The sequence below is a fragment of the Pseudoalteromonas sp. c7(2019) genome (assembly GCF_011378625.1).
Taxonomy (GTDB): Bacteria; Pseudomonadota; Gammaproteobacteria; order Enterobacterales; family Alteromonadaceae; genus Pseudoalteromonas; species Pseudoalteromonas arctica.
The window spans coordinates 161,093-176,687 of sequence record NZ_WTKS01000007.1 but is presented as its reverse complement, the minus strand read 5'-3'; the positions used below and the strand labels follow the sequence as shown (position 1 = coordinate 176,687).

The 15,595-nt window shown below is 34.9% G+C and carries 18 protein-coding genes; 12 read left to right on the top strand and 6 right to left on the bottom strand.

The annotated features are described in order from the left end of the window. The first annotated feature begins 86 nt into the window (after positions 1-86). The 6 genes from GQR38_RS10070 to GQR38_RS10050 all read left to right on the top strand — a co-directional run bounded on the left by GQR38_RS10070 (position 87) and on the right by GQR38_RS10050 (position 6,266). Entirely contained in the window at positions 87-1,151 is a 1,065-nt protein-coding gene (locus GQR38_RS10070) for a hypothetical protein (protein ID WP_165721749.1), read from the top strand. A gap of 2 nt (positions 1,152-1,153) precedes the next feature. Further along, positions 1,154-1,750, top strand: a complete 597-nt coding sequence (locus GQR38_RS10065; protein ID WP_165721748.1) for a hypothetical protein — start codon at positions 1,154-1,156, stop codon at positions 1,748-1,750. Positions 1,751-2,640: 890 nt separating this feature from the next. Further along, complete coding sequence (locus tag GQR38_RS20655) at positions 2,641-2,775, top strand: hypothetical protein (RefSeq protein WP_269435315.1); 135 nt, start codon at positions 2,641-2,643, stop codon at positions 2,773-2,775. 721 nt (positions 2,776-3,496) lie between these two features. Beyond that, complete coding sequence (locus GQR38_RS20525) at positions 3,497-4,099, top strand: hypothetical protein (RefSeq protein WP_231613996.1); 603 nt, start codon at positions 3,497-3,499, stop codon at positions 4,097-4,099. Between the two features lie 314 nt (positions 4,100-4,413). Then, positions 4,414-5,070 (top strand): hypothetical protein, encoded by a 657-nt coding sequence (locus GQR38_RS10055; protein WP_165721747.1) that lies wholly within the window; start codon positions 4,414-4,416, stop codon positions 5,068-5,070. Between the two features lie 689 nt (positions 5,071-5,759). After that, positions 5,760-6,266 (top strand): DUF6795 domain-containing protein, encoded by a 507-nt coding sequence (locus tag GQR38_RS10050; RefSeq protein WP_024592003.1) that lies wholly within the window; start codon positions 5,760-5,762, stop codon positions 6,264-6,266. 60 nt (positions 6,267-6,326) lie between these two features. Here GQR38_RS10050 and GQR38_RS10045 read toward each other — a convergent pair whose 3' ends face one another. The 3 genes from GQR38_RS10045 to soxR all read right to left on the bottom strand — a co-directional run bounded on the left by GQR38_RS10045 (position 6,327) and on the right by soxR (position 8,912). Beyond that, the gene (locus GQR38_RS10045) at positions 6,327-7,412 is read right to left on the bottom strand and encodes a rhomboid family intramembrane serine protease (protein ID WP_165721746.1); all 1,086 of its coding nucleotides are present in this window, start codon (positions 7,410-7,412) and stop codon (positions 6,327-6,329) included. Beyond that, a complete protein-coding gene (locus GQR38_RS10040) occupies positions 7,402-8,043 on the bottom strand; it encodes a hypothetical protein (protein ID WP_165721745.1) in 642 nt (213 codons plus the stop codon). The genes GQR38_RS10045 and GQR38_RS10040 overlap by 11 nt, the downstream gene beginning before the upstream one ends. 410 nt (positions 8,044-8,453) lie before the next feature. After that, on the bottom strand, positions 8,454-8,912 hold the full coding sequence (gene soxR / locus GQR38_RS10035; protein ID WP_165721744.1) for a redox-sensitive transcriptional activator SoxR: 459 nt from the start codon (positions 8,910-8,912) through the stop codon (positions 8,454-8,456). A gap of 76 nt (positions 8,913-8,988) precedes the next feature. Here soxR and GQR38_RS10030 point away from each other — a divergent pair, with 76 nt between their 5' ends. From GQR38_RS10030 to GQR38_RS10005, 6 genes are all read left to right on the top strand, one after another. After that, positions 8,989-9,462: a flavodoxin family protein gene (locus tag GQR38_RS10030; RefSeq protein WP_165721743.1), complete on the top strand. Its 474-nt coding sequence runs from the start codon at positions 8,989-8,991 to the stop codon at positions 9,460-9,462. Between the two features lie 72 nt (positions 9,463-9,534). Then, positions 9,535-10,044, top strand: coding sequence for a DsrE family protein (locus GQR38_RS10025; protein WP_165721742.1), 510 nt, complete (start codon positions 9,535-9,537; stop codon positions 10,042-10,044). Between the two features lie 8 nt (positions 10,045-10,052). Next, positions 10,053-10,688, top strand: coding sequence for an SGNH/GDSL hydrolase family protein (locus GQR38_RS10020; protein WP_165721741.1), 636 nt, complete (start codon positions 10,053-10,055; stop codon positions 10,686-10,688). Positions 10,689-10,766: 78 nt separating this feature from the next. Then, entirely contained in the window at positions 10,767-12,305 is a 1,539-nt protein-coding gene (locus GQR38_RS10015) for an EAL domain-containing protein (protein WP_165721740.1), read from the top strand. A gap of 56 nt (positions 12,306-12,361) precedes the next feature. Beyond that, positions 12,362-12,883: a hypothetical protein gene (locus GQR38_RS10010; RefSeq protein ID WP_165721739.1), complete on the top strand. Its 522-nt coding sequence runs from the start codon at positions 12,362-12,364 to the stop codon at positions 12,881-12,883. Between the two features lie 249 nt (positions 12,884-13,132). Further along, entirely contained in the window at positions 13,133-13,822 is a 690-nt protein-coding gene (locus tag GQR38_RS10005) for a response regulator transcription factor (protein ID WP_007584415.1), read from the top strand. A 147-nt stretch (positions 13,823-13,969) separates the two neighbouring features. Here the strand turns inward: GQR38_RS10005 and GQR38_RS10000 are convergent, their stop codons facing one another. From GQR38_RS10000 to GQR38_RS09990, 3 genes are read right to left on the bottom strand one after another with little or no spacing between them, the layout of a single operon-like run. After that, on the bottom strand, positions 13,970-14,743 hold the full coding sequence (locus GQR38_RS10000; protein ID WP_007584410.1) for a CsgG/HfaB family protein: 774 nt from the start codon (positions 14,741-14,743) through the stop codon (positions 13,970-13,972). Then, on the bottom strand, positions 14,743-15,168 hold the full coding sequence (locus GQR38_RS09995) for a curli assembly protein CsgF (RefSeq protein ID WP_007584408.1): 426 nt from the start codon (positions 15,166-15,168) through the stop codon (positions 14,743-14,745). The genes GQR38_RS10000 and GQR38_RS09995 overlap by 1 nt, the downstream gene beginning before the upstream one ends. After that, on the bottom strand, positions 15,158-15,502 hold the full coding sequence (locus GQR38_RS09990) for a curli production assembly/transport protein CsgE (RefSeq protein WP_085999476.1): 345 nt from the start codon (positions 15,500-15,502) through the stop codon (positions 15,158-15,160). Before GQR38_RS09990 ends, GQR38_RS09995 begins: the two co-directional genes overlap by 11 nt. Between the last annotated feature and the right edge of the window lie 93 nt (positions 15,503-15,595).

Genomic DNA, 15,595 nt, shown 5'->3' with positions numbered 1-15,595 from the left:
TTAGAGGCAAAAACTAAAAAACCGTCTTAATTTTTTATAATAATTAAGTAAATAACAAGAATAGGGATAAGCTAAAAAGGGAATTCATGGACTATACATTTTATACTTCATTTGCCGAAAAAATCTCGCCCAGATTGTATCAAAACCGCATTTTACCTTATTTTAAATCAGAGCAGTTTGATAGGGATAAAAGTTTCTGGTTTGATTGTTTTGGTATAAATGTAGTTAGACGATACTTTGTTAATGAAAGGGCTAGAGCTGAAAGCTTTGAAAAATCAAGCCTAGCAGATAAATCTAAATATCTAGTTGTTGGACGGCGTTTGAATGCGAGGAAAAGGCTAGATATATTTTTTTATACTCTCCCGTTTATTATTTCTTTTTTAATGTTATTTATAGTTGTATTTGGCAGTGATGAGTTTTTTGGAATGCCGACTTGGCTAGGCTTAATAATATTTATGTTTTGGAATGCTATCGTATGCAACTTTAGTTCATTTTATTATTATAGACTTAGTTCAAAAAATGAGGATTTGGTTTATTTAGATAGGTTGAATAATACAATCAACTTTACAGAACAGACAAACAATGAGCCTCCTTTTAAAGATGAGTTTGCTAATGCTGCATTCCCCGTAGGTGAATTTTCACTCAACGTACGTTTTTTAACAAAAACTCAAGGAGTCGGTAAAATAGCAAGCCTAGTACTTATTCATGAAAATATTGCTCAATACAATGACGTCCCTTGGGTACATATTCACGCGTTAAGTGAATATCATGGCACCGTTGATGATGTAATTAAGCAATGGGCAAGGTATCAGCGTTATTTAGATTTAACTTTACCATTACCCGACTCGCCAGATTTGGAACTCTATAGAAAAAACGATCAATCTACTAAAGAGTTTGATATAAAAAACAAACGACCAGAGCGGTTTTGGTGTGACTTTTCATACGAACAACAAAGAGATATTGAAAGAGAGCTGATTAATAATCCGTTTTATGATGATCAGTATGAATTATCAAAAAAAATGCTTGATATATACGATCTAGTTTGTCCTTGGCTTCAATTTAGCGCTAAACAGCGTAATAAAAAAATGAATGTACTTGCTTCAATAGGGGATATATTGGTTTCAATACGGCAGTTATTAATAGGGATATAGCTATGTGGATATTAATTTTAACTATTTTTCTGTTTGTTATTATTATTTTAGTAAATATTGGAAATGAAAATACTTTTAGAGAAAATTTAAAAAAACCATGCTTAATTAAAGTAAATAACACAGAGTTTGATATCTGTATTAATCAAAATCTTGTTAGAGAAGGGTTGAATTTTTTAATTATTAATTTAATGGATATCACTGAAGATAAAGAAGTTAGCTTTATTCTTACAAAAAATGAGTCGTTGCGACATGGTGATTCATATAGAGTTTGCAAATATGTGAATATTGAACCAATTGCTGAACTTGAGTCTGAGGTTACCCATATATCAGTCCTTAAAATACCAATAGGTGATCTGTTACCATCTCAAGGTGGAACAAGAAAAATGAACTTTAACATCAACTTTTATCGAGGCTACCCTGGCGAAAGTAAATCGCTATTTCTAACCGATATTAATTCAAGTTATATATATAACCATCACCTTGAATATAACTTTCAACGGCCGGGTTATGCCGATACTGATCCGGAGTTATTGAAGAGTATTAATGAAGAAGTAGCAGAGTATTTAGTTCTCTGCAGAAAAAAAACACACCCATTTTAGTTTTGCATTTACCAGATCAAATGAAAGTAGCGCATTCGTAAAACATAAATTATCAGTCTTAAATGCAAATTTAGTAACACAGTTTTCTTGTTTAGTAAGAGGACCTAGGTTTATTGTTAATTCGGAAACTCTTTCAAAGTGGTGCGCGGATTAAATGTCAGATAAGGCATAGATAATAAAGGAAATAGAATATGCTGACACAGCTTACAGAGGTAAGAAAAACCCAAAATTCAGGAATGAAATAGCGACTGATGAGCGGGACTCTATGTATTGCTGTTATCAAAGTAAGCAAGCGTTATTCCCTAGAGGTAATGTGTTTGGGCACTGTTTTGATAACTCTCAAAGATTAGAATATAAATTGAATATAAGTGGTGCAGCAAACCAGCATCGAAGTATTCTTAGTCAAAATGAGAGCCGACTGGAATTACCTTTGGCTTCTAACCCTGTAAGTTTCATAGACACTTTAACTTTCGCTTGGGGGATATTCCACATATCAATACTGTTTCTTTTGCTAGCTTTTCCTATTACTAGTTTTTTCTTGGAGATATTGCAGAGGCATTTGATAGTTACACTGTGTTGTTATCTGTTTGGTGTTTTTCAAAAATTTCAAACTGGGTAATATGGCCATATTTTAGATCTAATTTTAAATTAGCAGTTATTTTCGATCGTAAAACAGGTGTAGTTAAAATACCTAAAAGCGGTGCAAAGAGCTTTGTTTATTTAAGCTTTGAAGAATTTAATGCTTATTATAAAGCTACACATAATCCCAAAAGTGGCTTTCCACATAGGGGCTTACGCTTCTAAATTATAAAGAAGATCAGCGTTATGATGTTGCTTACAACAATGAGATAGCTTGCAGCTTTCAACATTGGAAATTATTACAAAACTTTATGGATGTTACCCAGCCTTTAGCAGATATCCCGCAATTTGAATATTACCGTGAGTTTGATAAAACAACCGCTGAATTTGATAAAACCGATGGTCGACCTAAGTACTTTTGGTATCGAGTTGATAAGCATTTTTAAAAAAAATATCTAAAGCAGATGATGAGCTTAGAAAAGAATTTAATGATGAAGAACAGCTCGATAACATATTGATGGGAAAACCTATTAAAAAGCTAACACCGCCAGATATTTTTAAATTTCCATGGAAATACGCAGATAACATCAAGCCTGAGAGTGAAGTTAAGTTTGGGAAAACGTTGTGGCAAAAATTCACTTCATTTTTGATGATAGATTTGTAAGCTGTTGAAAAAATTAGATACAGCTTTCTATTTTTCATGAAGAACCAGGGTTTTAAATCGGTTAACTAACCGTAGTTCTTTAACAATCATAAAAGGAAGTTAAACCTAGGCAGCATTAGTGCTGCTTAGATTATTTAGTGAAAATAGTATGAATATATTTAAGTACTTAGGTGGCCCGCTGGCTAAAAAACAATTTTTAATGCTAAAACAAGCAAAAGTCTTACAAAGCAATTTGGTGGATTATGTATTCTTTATGATTGGCTATATATCGATAAGTTAGGCCTAAAGGCACAACCCCAGCGCTTTCAAGTCCATTCATGCGGTAATGACCCCATGAGAGCACTTATATTTGGTCCCATGTTTTTGGGGTTTTGTGGTAGCTTAGTCGTTGCACTTTTTTATTAGTAGCTCCTTTTTCAGACGAGCCCTTCTCATGATGGTTTCTGTATTTAGTACTCGGCTTTAACCTTACATTTTTAAACCTTCAACCACTTTGGGATCGTATGGCACCTCCTAAGTTAGCATATTTTGATCGTCAAACAGGTAAAGTCGGTTACACCTTTAATATTCCTGGTTGTGACGAGCGCGATGAATTTGGTAATTGCTGTTTTGATTGGCGAGATATGAAATGTGTATTGGTAAACGAAAGCACCTCGCAGTCGGGCTCGCGGGCATTTTTTCCAAGACTCTCCCATAAAGATATAGATAAATACCCGCAAACAAAAATGACGATTGTAGTGACAGAGTTAGCACAAAACCCAATTTATTGTTTACTGCTTTGGGAGCGTTTAGTTCGCTTTATGGATAACACAAAGCCATTACCTAATATACCTGAATATGAGGGTTACAGCCACCTAGATTCAATTACCGCTGAGTTTGATAAGCACAACAATCGCCCTGAGGTTTACTGGCGTGACATGAGTTTTGCACAACAAACAGAAATTTATGCTGAGGCATACAAAATAGATTGGTATAACGACGAGCCACAACCCGAAATCACCAAACCATGGTTACGGTGGACGCCTGAGCCCGAGCGAAAACAAACACTTAATTGGAAATACAAAGCGAAACGTTTATTTATGCAATTAACGTGTGGGATCCCTTGAGTGCCTTTTATGGCGCAGTTTAGTTTATATAATTAGAGTTGCTGTCTAGTTTAATTAAGCTAACACCAAATAGTATAACTTTAGAATTAAGTATATAAAGACCTGGCTCTGTAAAGGTCGCTTCCTACTCATAAATTTAATTTTTACTATTATTTTTTTAAATTATGAATAGGGTTTATATGTTCTTTTATTTTATTTATTGCCTTTTTTTCAACAATTGAATTAGTCTTAGATTGTTATTTTAATGTTGTTTTTTTTGAAATAATTTGTATAATTCTGCGCGGGAATAACAATAAACATTAAAAAGGATGGAAATGAATACATTTTTAAAAAAAGTATTAACTACGGTTACACTTACAAGTACATTAATTTTGACTGGTTGTATGTCAACTGAATTAAAAGTTAATGATAAATATGAACAACCAATCAACCTATCTACTAACAATCCTGCTTTAATCTTTCCGGTTTCATTGCATGGCGTGCCTGGTAACAGCAGTGAAGTTGGCTTAGCTATAACAGCTGGTGTTGCCGGTCAATATGGTACTTCAGTTATTTCAGCTCAGCAGTTATATAGTGTGGTGGGCAATCTTTCTTGGACTTTAGGTGAAAGCATTCGCCGCGGTGCAAGCAAAGGTGATTATAAAATAAATCACTATGGAGAAAAAATTGCTACTGACTTACAGTATTCAATGGAAAAATTAACTAAAGCACTTAAGAGTTCAGGTGTTATTAATGATAAAAACTTTTCTTTTGAAAATGTGATTGTTTTACACGTAGATAGTACTGGTGGGATTCCAGTTCCAGGCGTTAGACGCGTTACAGCTTTTGGTGGCGTAATTAATGTTAAAGATTTAGAAGTTGTATCTTATATTGAAAAAGATTTAGTTTTAGCGAATGACAATGATTCAATACTGGCGCAAATGCCACTAGAAATGAATGCGATTGTTAAAGAACTAATTGGTAAAAAATAATTGCTTTAGCCTTTTAGTATTTTTTCTAAAAGGCTTTATTTTTTGTAGCTATTTAATGTCATTAATACAATAATTAAGAGTTTTTATTTTTATAATTTAAAATATATACCTAATTTTTAGTTATTTTCAACGTTTTATTACATTCTAGTTAATATTAATTCGTTTATTTAATAATATGCCTCCATTTTTCTCATCCCCAAAATGTTTGTCTTTATATAAAGGTGACAGCTTCTAAGTGATAAACAGCCACAGTATAAAAAAGCTATCAACGGGATCGCTCCGCCGCTACATGTGTATTTTAACTTCGTTTAGTGTAATCCCTATAGCTTGAGCGGCTTTTATTACAGATATTCGGCGTAGTGAATCGGGTTTATAACTGTGTTGATTAACGCTATTTATTCAACTATGTATAAGTCCTTTTGTTTCATAAAAGTGTAATGTAAAGGCAATAAGTTAGACCCCACCTTAATCTGCATACTTTAAGAGCAGCTTATCTCGCTTATAGCAATGTATAAATATTTAGACTTTATTATTGTAGTTATTTTTAATATCGCCAGTAAATCAGCTAAATCTATATAGGCATAATCCTAAGAATAGCGATTTAAAATATGTCACAAGTTCGCTTTTGTTGTTAGGCTAAAAATACAAATACAAATACAAATACAAATACAAATACAAGAGGGATTTTTATGATCAAGACAAGAACAGCAGGCGTGACGTTAACACTTATTCTATTTTTATTAATACCAATGCAAGGATATGCAGATATGTTTGGCTTTTTTAACAAGCAAGACGTTACGTTGTCGTTGTCTATTAAAGGCAGATTATTAAGCAATGGTGAGCCTCAACAAGGCGTTACAGTGACAAGAGAGCTAATTTATGGCGATACTTATGTTGATGAAGCTATAAGTGACAGCAATGGTTACTTCTATTTTAATAATAAAAAAATACGCAGTTCAAAGCCTTCAAACATGTTTTTTAATAGCTCTTTAATGCAAAGTATTCATATAAAAAATAAAAATACTGATGATTCAGTTTTATGGGTTCTAAATACTCTTTTTACAGAGCATCAAGGCTTATTTGCTGATAACTTAAGTAATTTAGAGTGCGAGCTTACTGAAGAGCCAATAACATACGATATACCGATTAAAAACACAGGACATTTTTTTACCGTATATACTCGCTGTAAGTTATAAGTTTATGTAGTGAGATTTAATAAAGTCACCAATTTATTATTGATGACTTTATTAAATTAATTAACGTTTAAGTTGCGCTTCTTTTTGATTTAGCAGACGAATAATAGGGTTTTGCTCTAATATTTTACTTTTTAAAATATAACCAATAATTAATCCAGCTATGAAGCCACCAATATGCGCGCCATAATCAATGCCATCGGGGCCTGTTACTGCACCAAAAATGTTAAATCCTAACCAAATAGCGAAGAACCATACCGCAGAAAGTTTCTTCTGATAAATTATAAACATAAAAGTAAGGCTTGCGTGTCTGAACCACATTAAATACATGCCAAATAAACCGGCTATAGCGCCACTTGCACCCACGCCTGGAATTGTAGACATTGGGCTTACAATGTAGCTTGCAAACGATGCGAGTAGTCCACAGGCTAAATACCATAACAAAAAGCGTTTATGGCCTAACACGTCTTCTAAGTTATCGCCAACGATGTATAAAAAGTACATATTGCCAACTAAATGCATTATTGAACCATGTAAAAATACGCAAGTTAATACAGTCCATAGCTCATTACCTTTGCTTAAATCTGCAGGTGTCATGGCAAAGTTATCAATGACATAGCTGAATGAGCTCGGGTTTAAAAAATAAAGTGCAAAAATCAATGTATTTAAAACAATAAGACCGCGAGTTACCCAAGGAGTCTTTTGTGGCTTAATATTATATTCAACAGGCATTTGCGTTAAAAATTGAAACAAGTAGGTTTTCCAACTCACTTTTTGATTTAGCTCGCCTAAACTCATCTTTATTTCAGGGCTTTTTTCAACACTTTCAAGTTCGTCTTTATCAATCCAGGTGCCATCGCAGTGTCTACAAACATCAATTTCGGTATGAAAAGCTTCCAGTAAGTGAAAACGTTCTAAACTTTTTTTACAATCAGGGCAGTCAAGCTCAGAAACGCCTAATGGCTCACCAAAGTGAGTTTCAAATTTATCACCTTCTGGGCCGTCATTTATCTCGGAAATCATGCGATTTACTTCATTTTTTTCGAACCATAAGCCACCACATTCACGGCAAATATCTATTTCTTCACCCTGATAATTGGTTACTTCTAGTGGATGATCTTTACAATGTGGACAGCTTTTAGTTGGCATTTGTAAGTTCCTTTAACGAACCAACAGAAATATCATTCTGCTGTAATTCCATTTTTAATTGTTTAGCGCTATTTTTTAATGCAGGGAGTGTTTGAGTTTTAATTAAATTAGTAATCTCTTTTAATTCTTCAGCTGCTTGTCTAGCGGAAATCCTTTTATTAGCTACAGCGTCTATTAAAAATTTAGCTCTTGAGTAAAATCGACGTATTTGCGTTAATAATTCACTTGGGGTTTCGAGTGTAGTTGGAGAGTACTGCATCGTTTGCCAAATGTACTTTTCGAGTGTTGGTTCAAAATACTCAATTTCTTTTATTGATGGGCTTTTTGCAAGTAAATTAGCATACTCTTCCATACTGTTTGCATTATCAGCAACTTCGTCAAATAAGGAGGTGCGCAAATAGTAGTTATCTTCCATTTTACTAAATGAGTCAAATTTAAGCGCTTGTTCTAAGCCGCTTTGAGCAGCTAAATACACGCCGAATATAGTAGAAATAACCATAAAAAATTGATTTAGCCAAAAACCAGTACTTTTTAGTTCTTTGTGATCGACCGTTTTAAGGGCTTGCGAAAATTTTTGAGTAACTACAGGTGGTTTTGTATTGTTTTCAGGGGTGTGATTAGTTGGTTCCAACAGTTTGTTCCTTGAATATTTACTTCCTTTTTAGGCGCACAAGAATACTTAAAAATTAACCAGTTAGCAATGCTCCTACCCACATTGAATATACTTTTTACATATATTAAAGAAACCATTCGAGTATAGCCCTTCCCCTAAATTTTAAATGGTTTTTTAAATCATCTAGCGATCCAACTAAACAAGAAACTTCATGACTCTATATTAATGAATAGAGAGTTTTTGTAGTACCTGAGGCTATTTTGTTAGCAAAGTAACGTATTACCAATAAACGGACTAAAAAAACCTTCTTTAATAACTCAATAATGAGGCGTAGTTAGCCTTTATATTTAAGGCGTTGTTGACCCAACGCCTAAGAGGGGTATTTATTTTGTTATACAAAAGTGGAGAACTTTTTATACAGGCAAAGACTATGTATTTAAAAGCACAGCGCCGCTTTTATTTTCGCCTAAATGATCATCTTTATTGTAAATTGGGCAACTTTTAAGTGATAAGCAACCACATCCTATACAACCGTCTACTTTGTCGCGCAGGCGTTGCATATGCGCAATTCGATCATCAAGTTGCGCTTGCCAATGTTTTGAAAGTGCTGACCAGTCTTGTTTTGTTGGTGTGCGGTTGTCGGGTAGGGTCGCTAAGGTGTTTTTAATCTCATCGAGCGTAATTCCCATCGCTTGAGCTGCTTTTATTACAGCTACACGGCGTAATACATCAGGTTTATAACGTCGCTGATTACCATTATTTCGCCAGCTCTTAATTAAAAACTTAGTTTCGTAAAAGTGAAGAGTAGATACTTTTACACCACTTCTTTTTGCTACATAGCCAACGGTTAGGTTAGCTTCGGTTAATTTTTTTTGTCCTAGTGGCATAATTTTAATCCTTCAGTTGACCTCAATATAACTTGAGGTTTTAAGCTTCTACCACATTAAAAAAGGAGCTAACTAAATGCAACAAAAACTTGAGCGTAATACTGTTATTATTTATTCAAGCGCACGAAAAAACGGCAATACCACAGCCCATGTTAATAGCTTTGCCGAGCAAAATGATGTGCGCGTAATTTGTCTGGATGATTATAAAATTGCGCCGTATTGTTATGACAAAAACTATAAAAATGATGACTTTTACGCGCTATTTGAAGTGCTTTTAAAGTACGACCATTGGGTGTTCGCGTCTCCTGTTTATTGGTATAACACTACGGTACAAATGAAGTCTTTTATAGATAGGATCACAGATTACATGGATGACGAAACCTTGAAGCCGAAGTTACGGGCTTTACGTAATAAAGATTTTTCGTTGTTATCAAACGCATCATCGCTTGAAGCGCCTGATATTTTTGTAGAAATGTTTAAACGAACATTTAGCTATTTAGGTATGCAGTTTATTAACCACCATCATAAAAACACTCAATCGGCAGCATGATAAGCTGCCCTTTTTTCTTTGCTTCTGTTAGTTTTATAAATAGGTTAACTTATTTAAAACACAGGATTGTTTATGAAATACCTATTATTGCTTTTACTTATAAGCCCATTTTCGCAAGCGGGTGAAAACCTTATTAAAGACTTTGGTTACTTTTATAGTGTCCCGGAGCATGTTCAGATAAATGACTCTACGGTATTCAAAATAGCCTTTGATGTTGGTGATGGCGCTAAAAAAGGTGAGCAGAACAATTCAATGAACTCACTTGCACGTTTTATTAATATGCATGTAGCACACGGTGTAAAGCCAGATAACATTAAATTAGCGTTAGTGGTACATGGTAGTGCTAGCATTGATGTATTGGCTAATAGTGAATATAAAGAACGTTTTAAAGCGGATAACAAAAATCAAAGTTTAATAAAACAATTGTTGGCCAATAACACCGTGGTTTATGTGTGTGGGCAATCGGCTACGCATTATAAAGTAGCACCAGAACAACTAATTGAAGGTGTGCAAATGTCACTTTCGGCGATGACAGCACATGCCCAGCTGCAACAGCAGGGTTATACACTCAATCCATTTTAATAATTAACATGACAAAAAATATTCTCTGCTTTGGTGATTCTAATACGTGGGGTTTAAACCCTGTAACGGGAAAACGCTTTGATGAAAATACCCGTTGGACATCGTTATTAAATAAAAACTTAGGGTGTGGCTTTAACGTAATAGAGGCAGGGCAGCCTAACCGCACGTTAGTGCATAATCCACCGTTTGATGGCATGCTTAATGGTGTTAGTTATCTAAAGCCTTATTTGGATAAGCATGAGCTCGACTTTATTATTATTGCCCTTGGTACAAACGATCTTAAAAAACGTTTTAATTTAACACCTAGTTTAATAGCAGGTGGCTTAAATGATTTAATTAACTCAATACATATTTATTATCAGCAAGGTAGTACTTTAAAATCTCCTAAAATTATTATTGCTAGCCCACCTAAAATAAGAATCACCGAGCAGTATTCGCGTATTTACGAAGGTGCAGATACAAAAGCAACAAAGCTCTCTAGTGCATTTAAAAGCGTTGCGGCTAATAATAAATGTACTTTTATTGATTTTAATACATTTATTAATGTAACAGCCGGTGATGGGATTCACTTTGAAAGTAATCAGCATTTAACGGTAAGCGCTAAAATCACTCAGTTTATTCAAAATTCGTTCAATAATTTTTGAATCGATCTGTTTGAATTTAATGCGACTTATGCAATCATCTAATAAAGTAGTGATATAAATTAACAACTTCGAGATGCTATGAAAAAGTACCAACAAAAATCTATTATAGCCATTTTAACCGGAGGGTTAGTTTTTGTAATTGGCTGTTTTATTTTGCTCAATTTTGCAGCGCAGCAGTTAACAGCACAAACAAAGTCAGACGCTGAGTATATTCTCACTCATGTAGAAGGTGCAATTGCAGAGAGGCGTCGAATTCTTACCCCATTAAATAAGCTTGCGTTTAAGCAGTGTGACAACACAACCCTTCTTGAGATGCGCCGCGCTTTATTTGATGCAAAATATGTAATTGATATAGGCTTTTTTAAAGGTAACCAGCTAGTTTGCACTACTGGTGCAGGCTTATTAAGTAAACCAATTAACGACAAACAGCCTGACTTTATTCGAGATGGTGAGAAGGTCAGGGTTCGTTTTGAGCCAGAGCTTTATCTATTATTATTTAGTGAGCGCCCTATGGAGGTAATTATAGTCAGACAAGGGGACTATAATTTAATTATGCAGAGCACGCCCTTTACCAACATCGGAATTACTGCGCCAGATTGGGAAGTTATTTATAAAACACCAAATGCTTTGCATCATTTAGCAGGTAAAGAGGGGTTGTACCAGCAGGTAAAAAACAGCGTTTTCTTTCCTTACGAAACTAACTCAGTTTGCAGTTCTACAAGTAGTCAATATTGTGTAGTAGTGCACTTGCCTTGGAGTCTGTTTTTTTCTAATAATCACTTATTATTAATAATTTCGTTAATTTTAACCTGTTTAGCGGGCATATCGAGTGCGTTAATAGTTGATGCGAGGATTGCTGCACGCCGCTCTACCAATCAACGTATTCGTAAAGGGCTTAAAAAGGGATCATTTTATTGGACTTACCAGCCCATTATTTGTTTGCAAAGTGGCAAGCTGATTGGTTGCGAGGTACTTGCACGTTTTGAAGATAAGTACGGTGCTTTATTTCCAGATGAGTTTATTCCGGTTATTAGAAAAAATAATTTAACTTGGACTTTTACTGAGGCAATGATTGCTACCACAATAAAAGAGTTAACCTCTATAGAGTTATTGCCAGAAGGCTTTAAAGTGTCGCTTAATATATTTCCGTGTGATGTAGAGCTGGGTAATGTGTCGTTACTGCCGCAAATTACAGAGCTTACCAACTCACGCTTTATTATTTGTTTAGAGATAACTGAAGACGAGTACCTTGATACAAGCATTGCGCATGCTCATTTTAGAACCTTAGTTGAATCGGGATTTAACTTATCATTAGATGACTTTGGTACGGGTTATTCGAATTTAAGAAACTTACAAAATTTGAGCTTTCATCAACTTAAAATTGATCGTACGTTTGTTCAAGATATAGCAACTGAGGGCTTAAAAGCCTCTATGATCCCAAATATTATGGAACTTGTGCATAAGTTTAATTATACCTGTGTGGCAGAAGGGATTGAAACCACTGAGCAAGAAGCTATTTTAAAAATGGCGGGTGTGCATTATGGACAGGGTTGGAAGTATGGTAAGCCCATGACGGCGTCTAAATTTAAAAATTATATAACTAATCAGCATTTTTAGATCTCAGCTGCCATACTAAACGTATCATTATGAAATTTATAAATATTAGGTTTATTATGATCAAATTAACATTAAGTGCTTTTGCATTTTTACTACTTAGTGCATGTACAACACAGTATCCAAACCAGCAATTAACAGGTAAACAGTTCCCAAGCATTAGCGGCGAAAGTTTAGAGCAAAGCATGGTGGCTATACCCAGCGATTTTAAAGCAGATAAAACACTGCTGCTCATTGGGTACAAGCAAGATAGTCAGTTTGATATAGACCGTTGGTTAATTGGTTTAGATATGGCGGGTGTAACGCTCCCTACATACGAACTACCAACCATTGCCGGCATGGCACCACGCATGTTTAGTACATTTATAGACAGCGGTATGCGCAAAGGCATCCCTAAAGAATTATGGGGTGGGGTAATCACTATTTATAAAGATGGTGAAGCGGTACAAAAGTTTACAGGTAATCAAAGCCCAAATAACTCACGTGTGGTACTTATAAATAACAGCGGCGAAATTTTATATTTTTATGATCGAGGTTTTTCGGTTGATGCGCTAAATAAACTAAAAGCGAGTATAGAATAATTGATCCTAAAAGTTAGTTTAGGCTAATGCATATTTAAGGCTTTATAAGTTATTAAGCCACTAATCCGATCTGTTATTTATCTTATAAAAGCAATTTTAAAAATAAAATTGATGAAGGTTTTACATTGATTTAATTGATTTTTATCTATTTTAGGATGAGAAAGAATAACAGTACTTTAATATCAAAATCCCATTGTAAGTTGTATTTGATTTAGGTAATGTAGTGTAAATGTTTCAAGGACGAAATTTATGCCCCATAAAAACTCGGTATTTGTAAAAACAACGTTTCAATCATCTTTTCATTCACACAACTACACCGCTATTTTAAGAACACTACAAGCTTTGTTTGGTGATATTAAAATGGACGAGGTTATTCCTAAAGCTGAGCAGCGCACAAATTATGATTTGTTTTTAATAGATGGTGCTAAAAGCAAATGGCAAGACCTTATTCCGACTGACCTTATTTGTTTAGCTAAACACTATAGCGTTGTCATCTTTAATGTTGATAAAGAAGATGTGTGCGAGCAAAACTTATTGCTTAACCATTTTAATGGTGTTTTTTATAAATCTGATCCACCAGAAGATATTTTTAAAGGGTTACTTCGTGTTAATACTGGCGAGCTTTGGTTTACGCGTAAAGTGATTTCAAAAGCTTTTAACGATATTTTAGCCGTGGCATCGTCGTTTAATAGCTTACACGACGACATTGAATTAAAGCAGGACGATTACGATCATTTAACAAAACGAGAAAAGTCTGTTATTCATTTAATTGCACAGGGGGCGAGTAACAATACAATCGCTGATAAACTTAACATTAGCGACCACACTGTAAAAACACATTTATACAGTGCGTTTAAAAAAACTAACTCACGCAACAGGGTGGAGCTTGCTAATTGGGCGCAGCGCTATATATCTGTTTTGCTGCCAATGGCTAAATAAGAGTAGAGCCATTAAGACGTTATTTAAGTAAAAAATTTATCCTTTAGATTTTTATAAGGGTTGGGTTAGCGAAGTACTTTCAAATCACTAACCACACAACTTATAAAGGCTACAATATGTAGCCTTTAGTTAATTTAGGAAGTCAGTTTATGCTGATTTTTTAGCCCATAAGCCTTTATCAATACCTTTTGTTATGAGATCTGTGAGTGCTTTTTCTATTGCTTGGGTAACACAAATGCTCATAGGTTCGTTGTCACTAAAGCCTGCTTCTGCTTCTGCTAGTCGTTTGTAGCTTACGTATCTAAAAAAGCCTGCACGCATTTCTTGGCTAAGTACTTTTTTGCTGGTGGCTACACTTAGTAGTACTTGTCCTGTACGAACATCAACAGCGCGTAAGTATATTGAAATAGCATCTTCACGGTAAAGCTCTGATGCGCCTATACCAAAGTATTCCATACCCAAACCACCTGTTTTTACATTAGTGTCGTAGCTTATGATACCGCCCTCTAAAATGATTTTAGCGGTTGTTAGCGGAGGTAAATCAGCTTGATTAGGATTATCGGCTTGGCCTGCACGAATAATTTTTCGCTCAGTTAAAATGTTTTGTAAACCTTCACGCTCTACCGGCGTAAACCAATCAGATTCATGTAATGCTTGTATGAGTATTGAGTTAGCACCTTGAGTAACGGCAGTCGAAAATGAGCTAACGTTAGTTTGTGGCTTATATTGACCTGTTTGATCTCTAAATGAGTAAACAGATACCGGAATACTGCCAACAGGTTTAGGTAAGTTTTTCAGATCTGCGAATAATTCGGTTGGCTCTAAACTAACTGCTTTTTGTTGCGATGGTGGGATTAAGTTCCCTAGGCTCGCACAACCGCTCAATCCTATTAATATTATTGTTATTAGTAGTTTATACATTATCCAAACCTCGGTACTTCAATGATCACCACGGTGTCATCAATTATATTTGTTATTCTTACTGTAATAGAATCAGTTGTGCTGGTTATAACTTCAATTTGATAATCGCCACTCATAAATATGGAGTCTTGATTGAAAAGGCTATCTTCTATGTCCTCACCAAATGCCATATCGGTAATTTCTCTTACCATACGATTTAAATAGGTGCGCTCTAGAGTTTCTTGAAATTGTTCAGCGTAACCTTTTTCTACTACCGGTGCTTTATGCTTGTTTTGAGCTTGGGCTTTACTCAACAGCATATTTGCATTGAGTGGGTTACCACCAAAGCTTGGGTTAATTGGGGTGTAAATTATTTCAGTTGCTGCTGCTGAAAAGCTTAATGTTGTTATTATTATAAGGGCTATATTTTTCATTTTACCATCCATCTTTAGCCATATCGGGTGTTGACACTGCCATGTTTTCGCGAGCCATTGCATCTATCACTGTATAAACAGCCTGCTCCACACGCTCATTTAAAGGCTCTAGTCGTCTACCTAAATAAGTTGCGTAAACAAGTTGGTTATTCATTATTAACGACAGCTTTGTGCCTGCTTTTGGAATGACCGTTTCTTTAATTTCAATGTTAAAACCTGCAGTTGAAGGGAGATCTCGCCAGTAATTAGAAAACTCAAAATAGAACTGATGACCAAAGCGGCTAATACTCCTATCAAGTAGTAGGCCGTCAATCTCCAACTCTTCAGCGGCATAAGATGCGGGCATTAAAAACAGAGAAAGCGTAAGTAATAATACTTGGTAATGGTTTTTATTATTATGCATAACTAAATGGGGAGAGTTGCTCTCCCCAACCTCAAT

Bases quoted from the DNA above. Each gene is read 5' to 3' on its own strand.
- GQR38_RS10070 (WP_165721749.1), top strand. From the start codon at position 87: ATGGACTATACATTTTATACTTCATTTGCCGAAAAAATCTCGCCCAGA.
- GQR38_RS10065 (WP_165721748.1), top strand. From the start codon at position 1,154: ATGTGGATATTAATTTTAACTATTTTTCTGTTTGTTATTATTATTTTA.
- GQR38_RS20655 (WP_269435315.1), top strand. From the start codon at position 2,641: ATGGATGTTACCCAGCCTTTAGCAGATATCCCGCAATTTGAATATTAC.
- GQR38_RS20525 (WP_231613996.1), top strand. From the start codon at position 3,497: ATGGCACCTCCTAAGTTAGCATATTTTGATCGTCAAACAGGTAAAGTC.
- GQR38_RS10055 (WP_165721747.1), top strand. From the start codon at position 4,414: ATGAATACATTTTTAAAAAAAGTATTAACTACGGTTACACTTACAAGT.
- GQR38_RS10050 (WP_024592003.1), top strand. From the start codon at position 5,760: ATGATCAAGACAAGAACAGCAGGCGTGACGTTAACACTTATTCTATTT.
- GQR38_RS10045 (WP_165721746.1), bottom strand. From the start codon at position 7,412: ATGCCAACTAAAAGCTGTCCACATTGTAAAGATCATCCACTAGAAGTA.
- soxR (WP_165721744.1), bottom strand. From the start codon at position 8,912: ATGCCACTAGGACAAAAAAAATTAACCGAAGCTAACCTAACCGTTGGC.
- GQR38_RS10030 (WP_165721743.1), top strand. From the start codon at position 8,989: ATGCAACAAAAACTTGAGCGTAATACTGTTATTATTTATTCAAGCGCA.
- GQR38_RS10025 (WP_165721742.1), top strand. From the start codon at position 9,535: ATGAAATACCTATTATTGCTTTTACTTATAAGCCCATTTTCGCAAGCG.
- GQR38_RS10020 (WP_165721741.1), top strand. From the start codon at position 10,053: ATGACAAAAAATATTCTCTGCTTTGGTGATTCTAATACGTGGGGTTTA.
- GQR38_RS10015 (WP_165721740.1), top strand. From the start codon at position 10,767: ATGAAAAAGTACCAACAAAAATCTATTATAGCCATTTTAACCGGAGGG.
- GQR38_RS10010 (WP_165721739.1), top strand. From the start codon at position 12,362: ATGATCAAATTAACATTAAGTGCTTTTGCATTTTTACTACTTAGTGCA.
- GQR38_RS10005 (WP_007584415.1), top strand. From the start codon at position 13,133: ATGCCCCATAAAAACTCGGTATTTGTAAAAACAACGTTTCAATCATCT.
- GQR38_RS10000 (WP_007584410.1), bottom strand. From the start codon at position 14,743: ATGTATAAACTACTAATAACAATAATATTAATAGGATTGAGCGGTTGT.
- GQR38_RS09995 (WP_007584408.1), bottom strand. From the start codon at position 15,168: ATGGATGGTAAAATGAAAAATATAGCCCTTATAATAATAACAACATTA.
- GQR38_RS09990 (WP_085999476.1), bottom strand. From the start codon at position 15,502: ATGCCCGCATCTTATGCCGCTGAAGAGTTGGAGATTGACGGCCTACTA.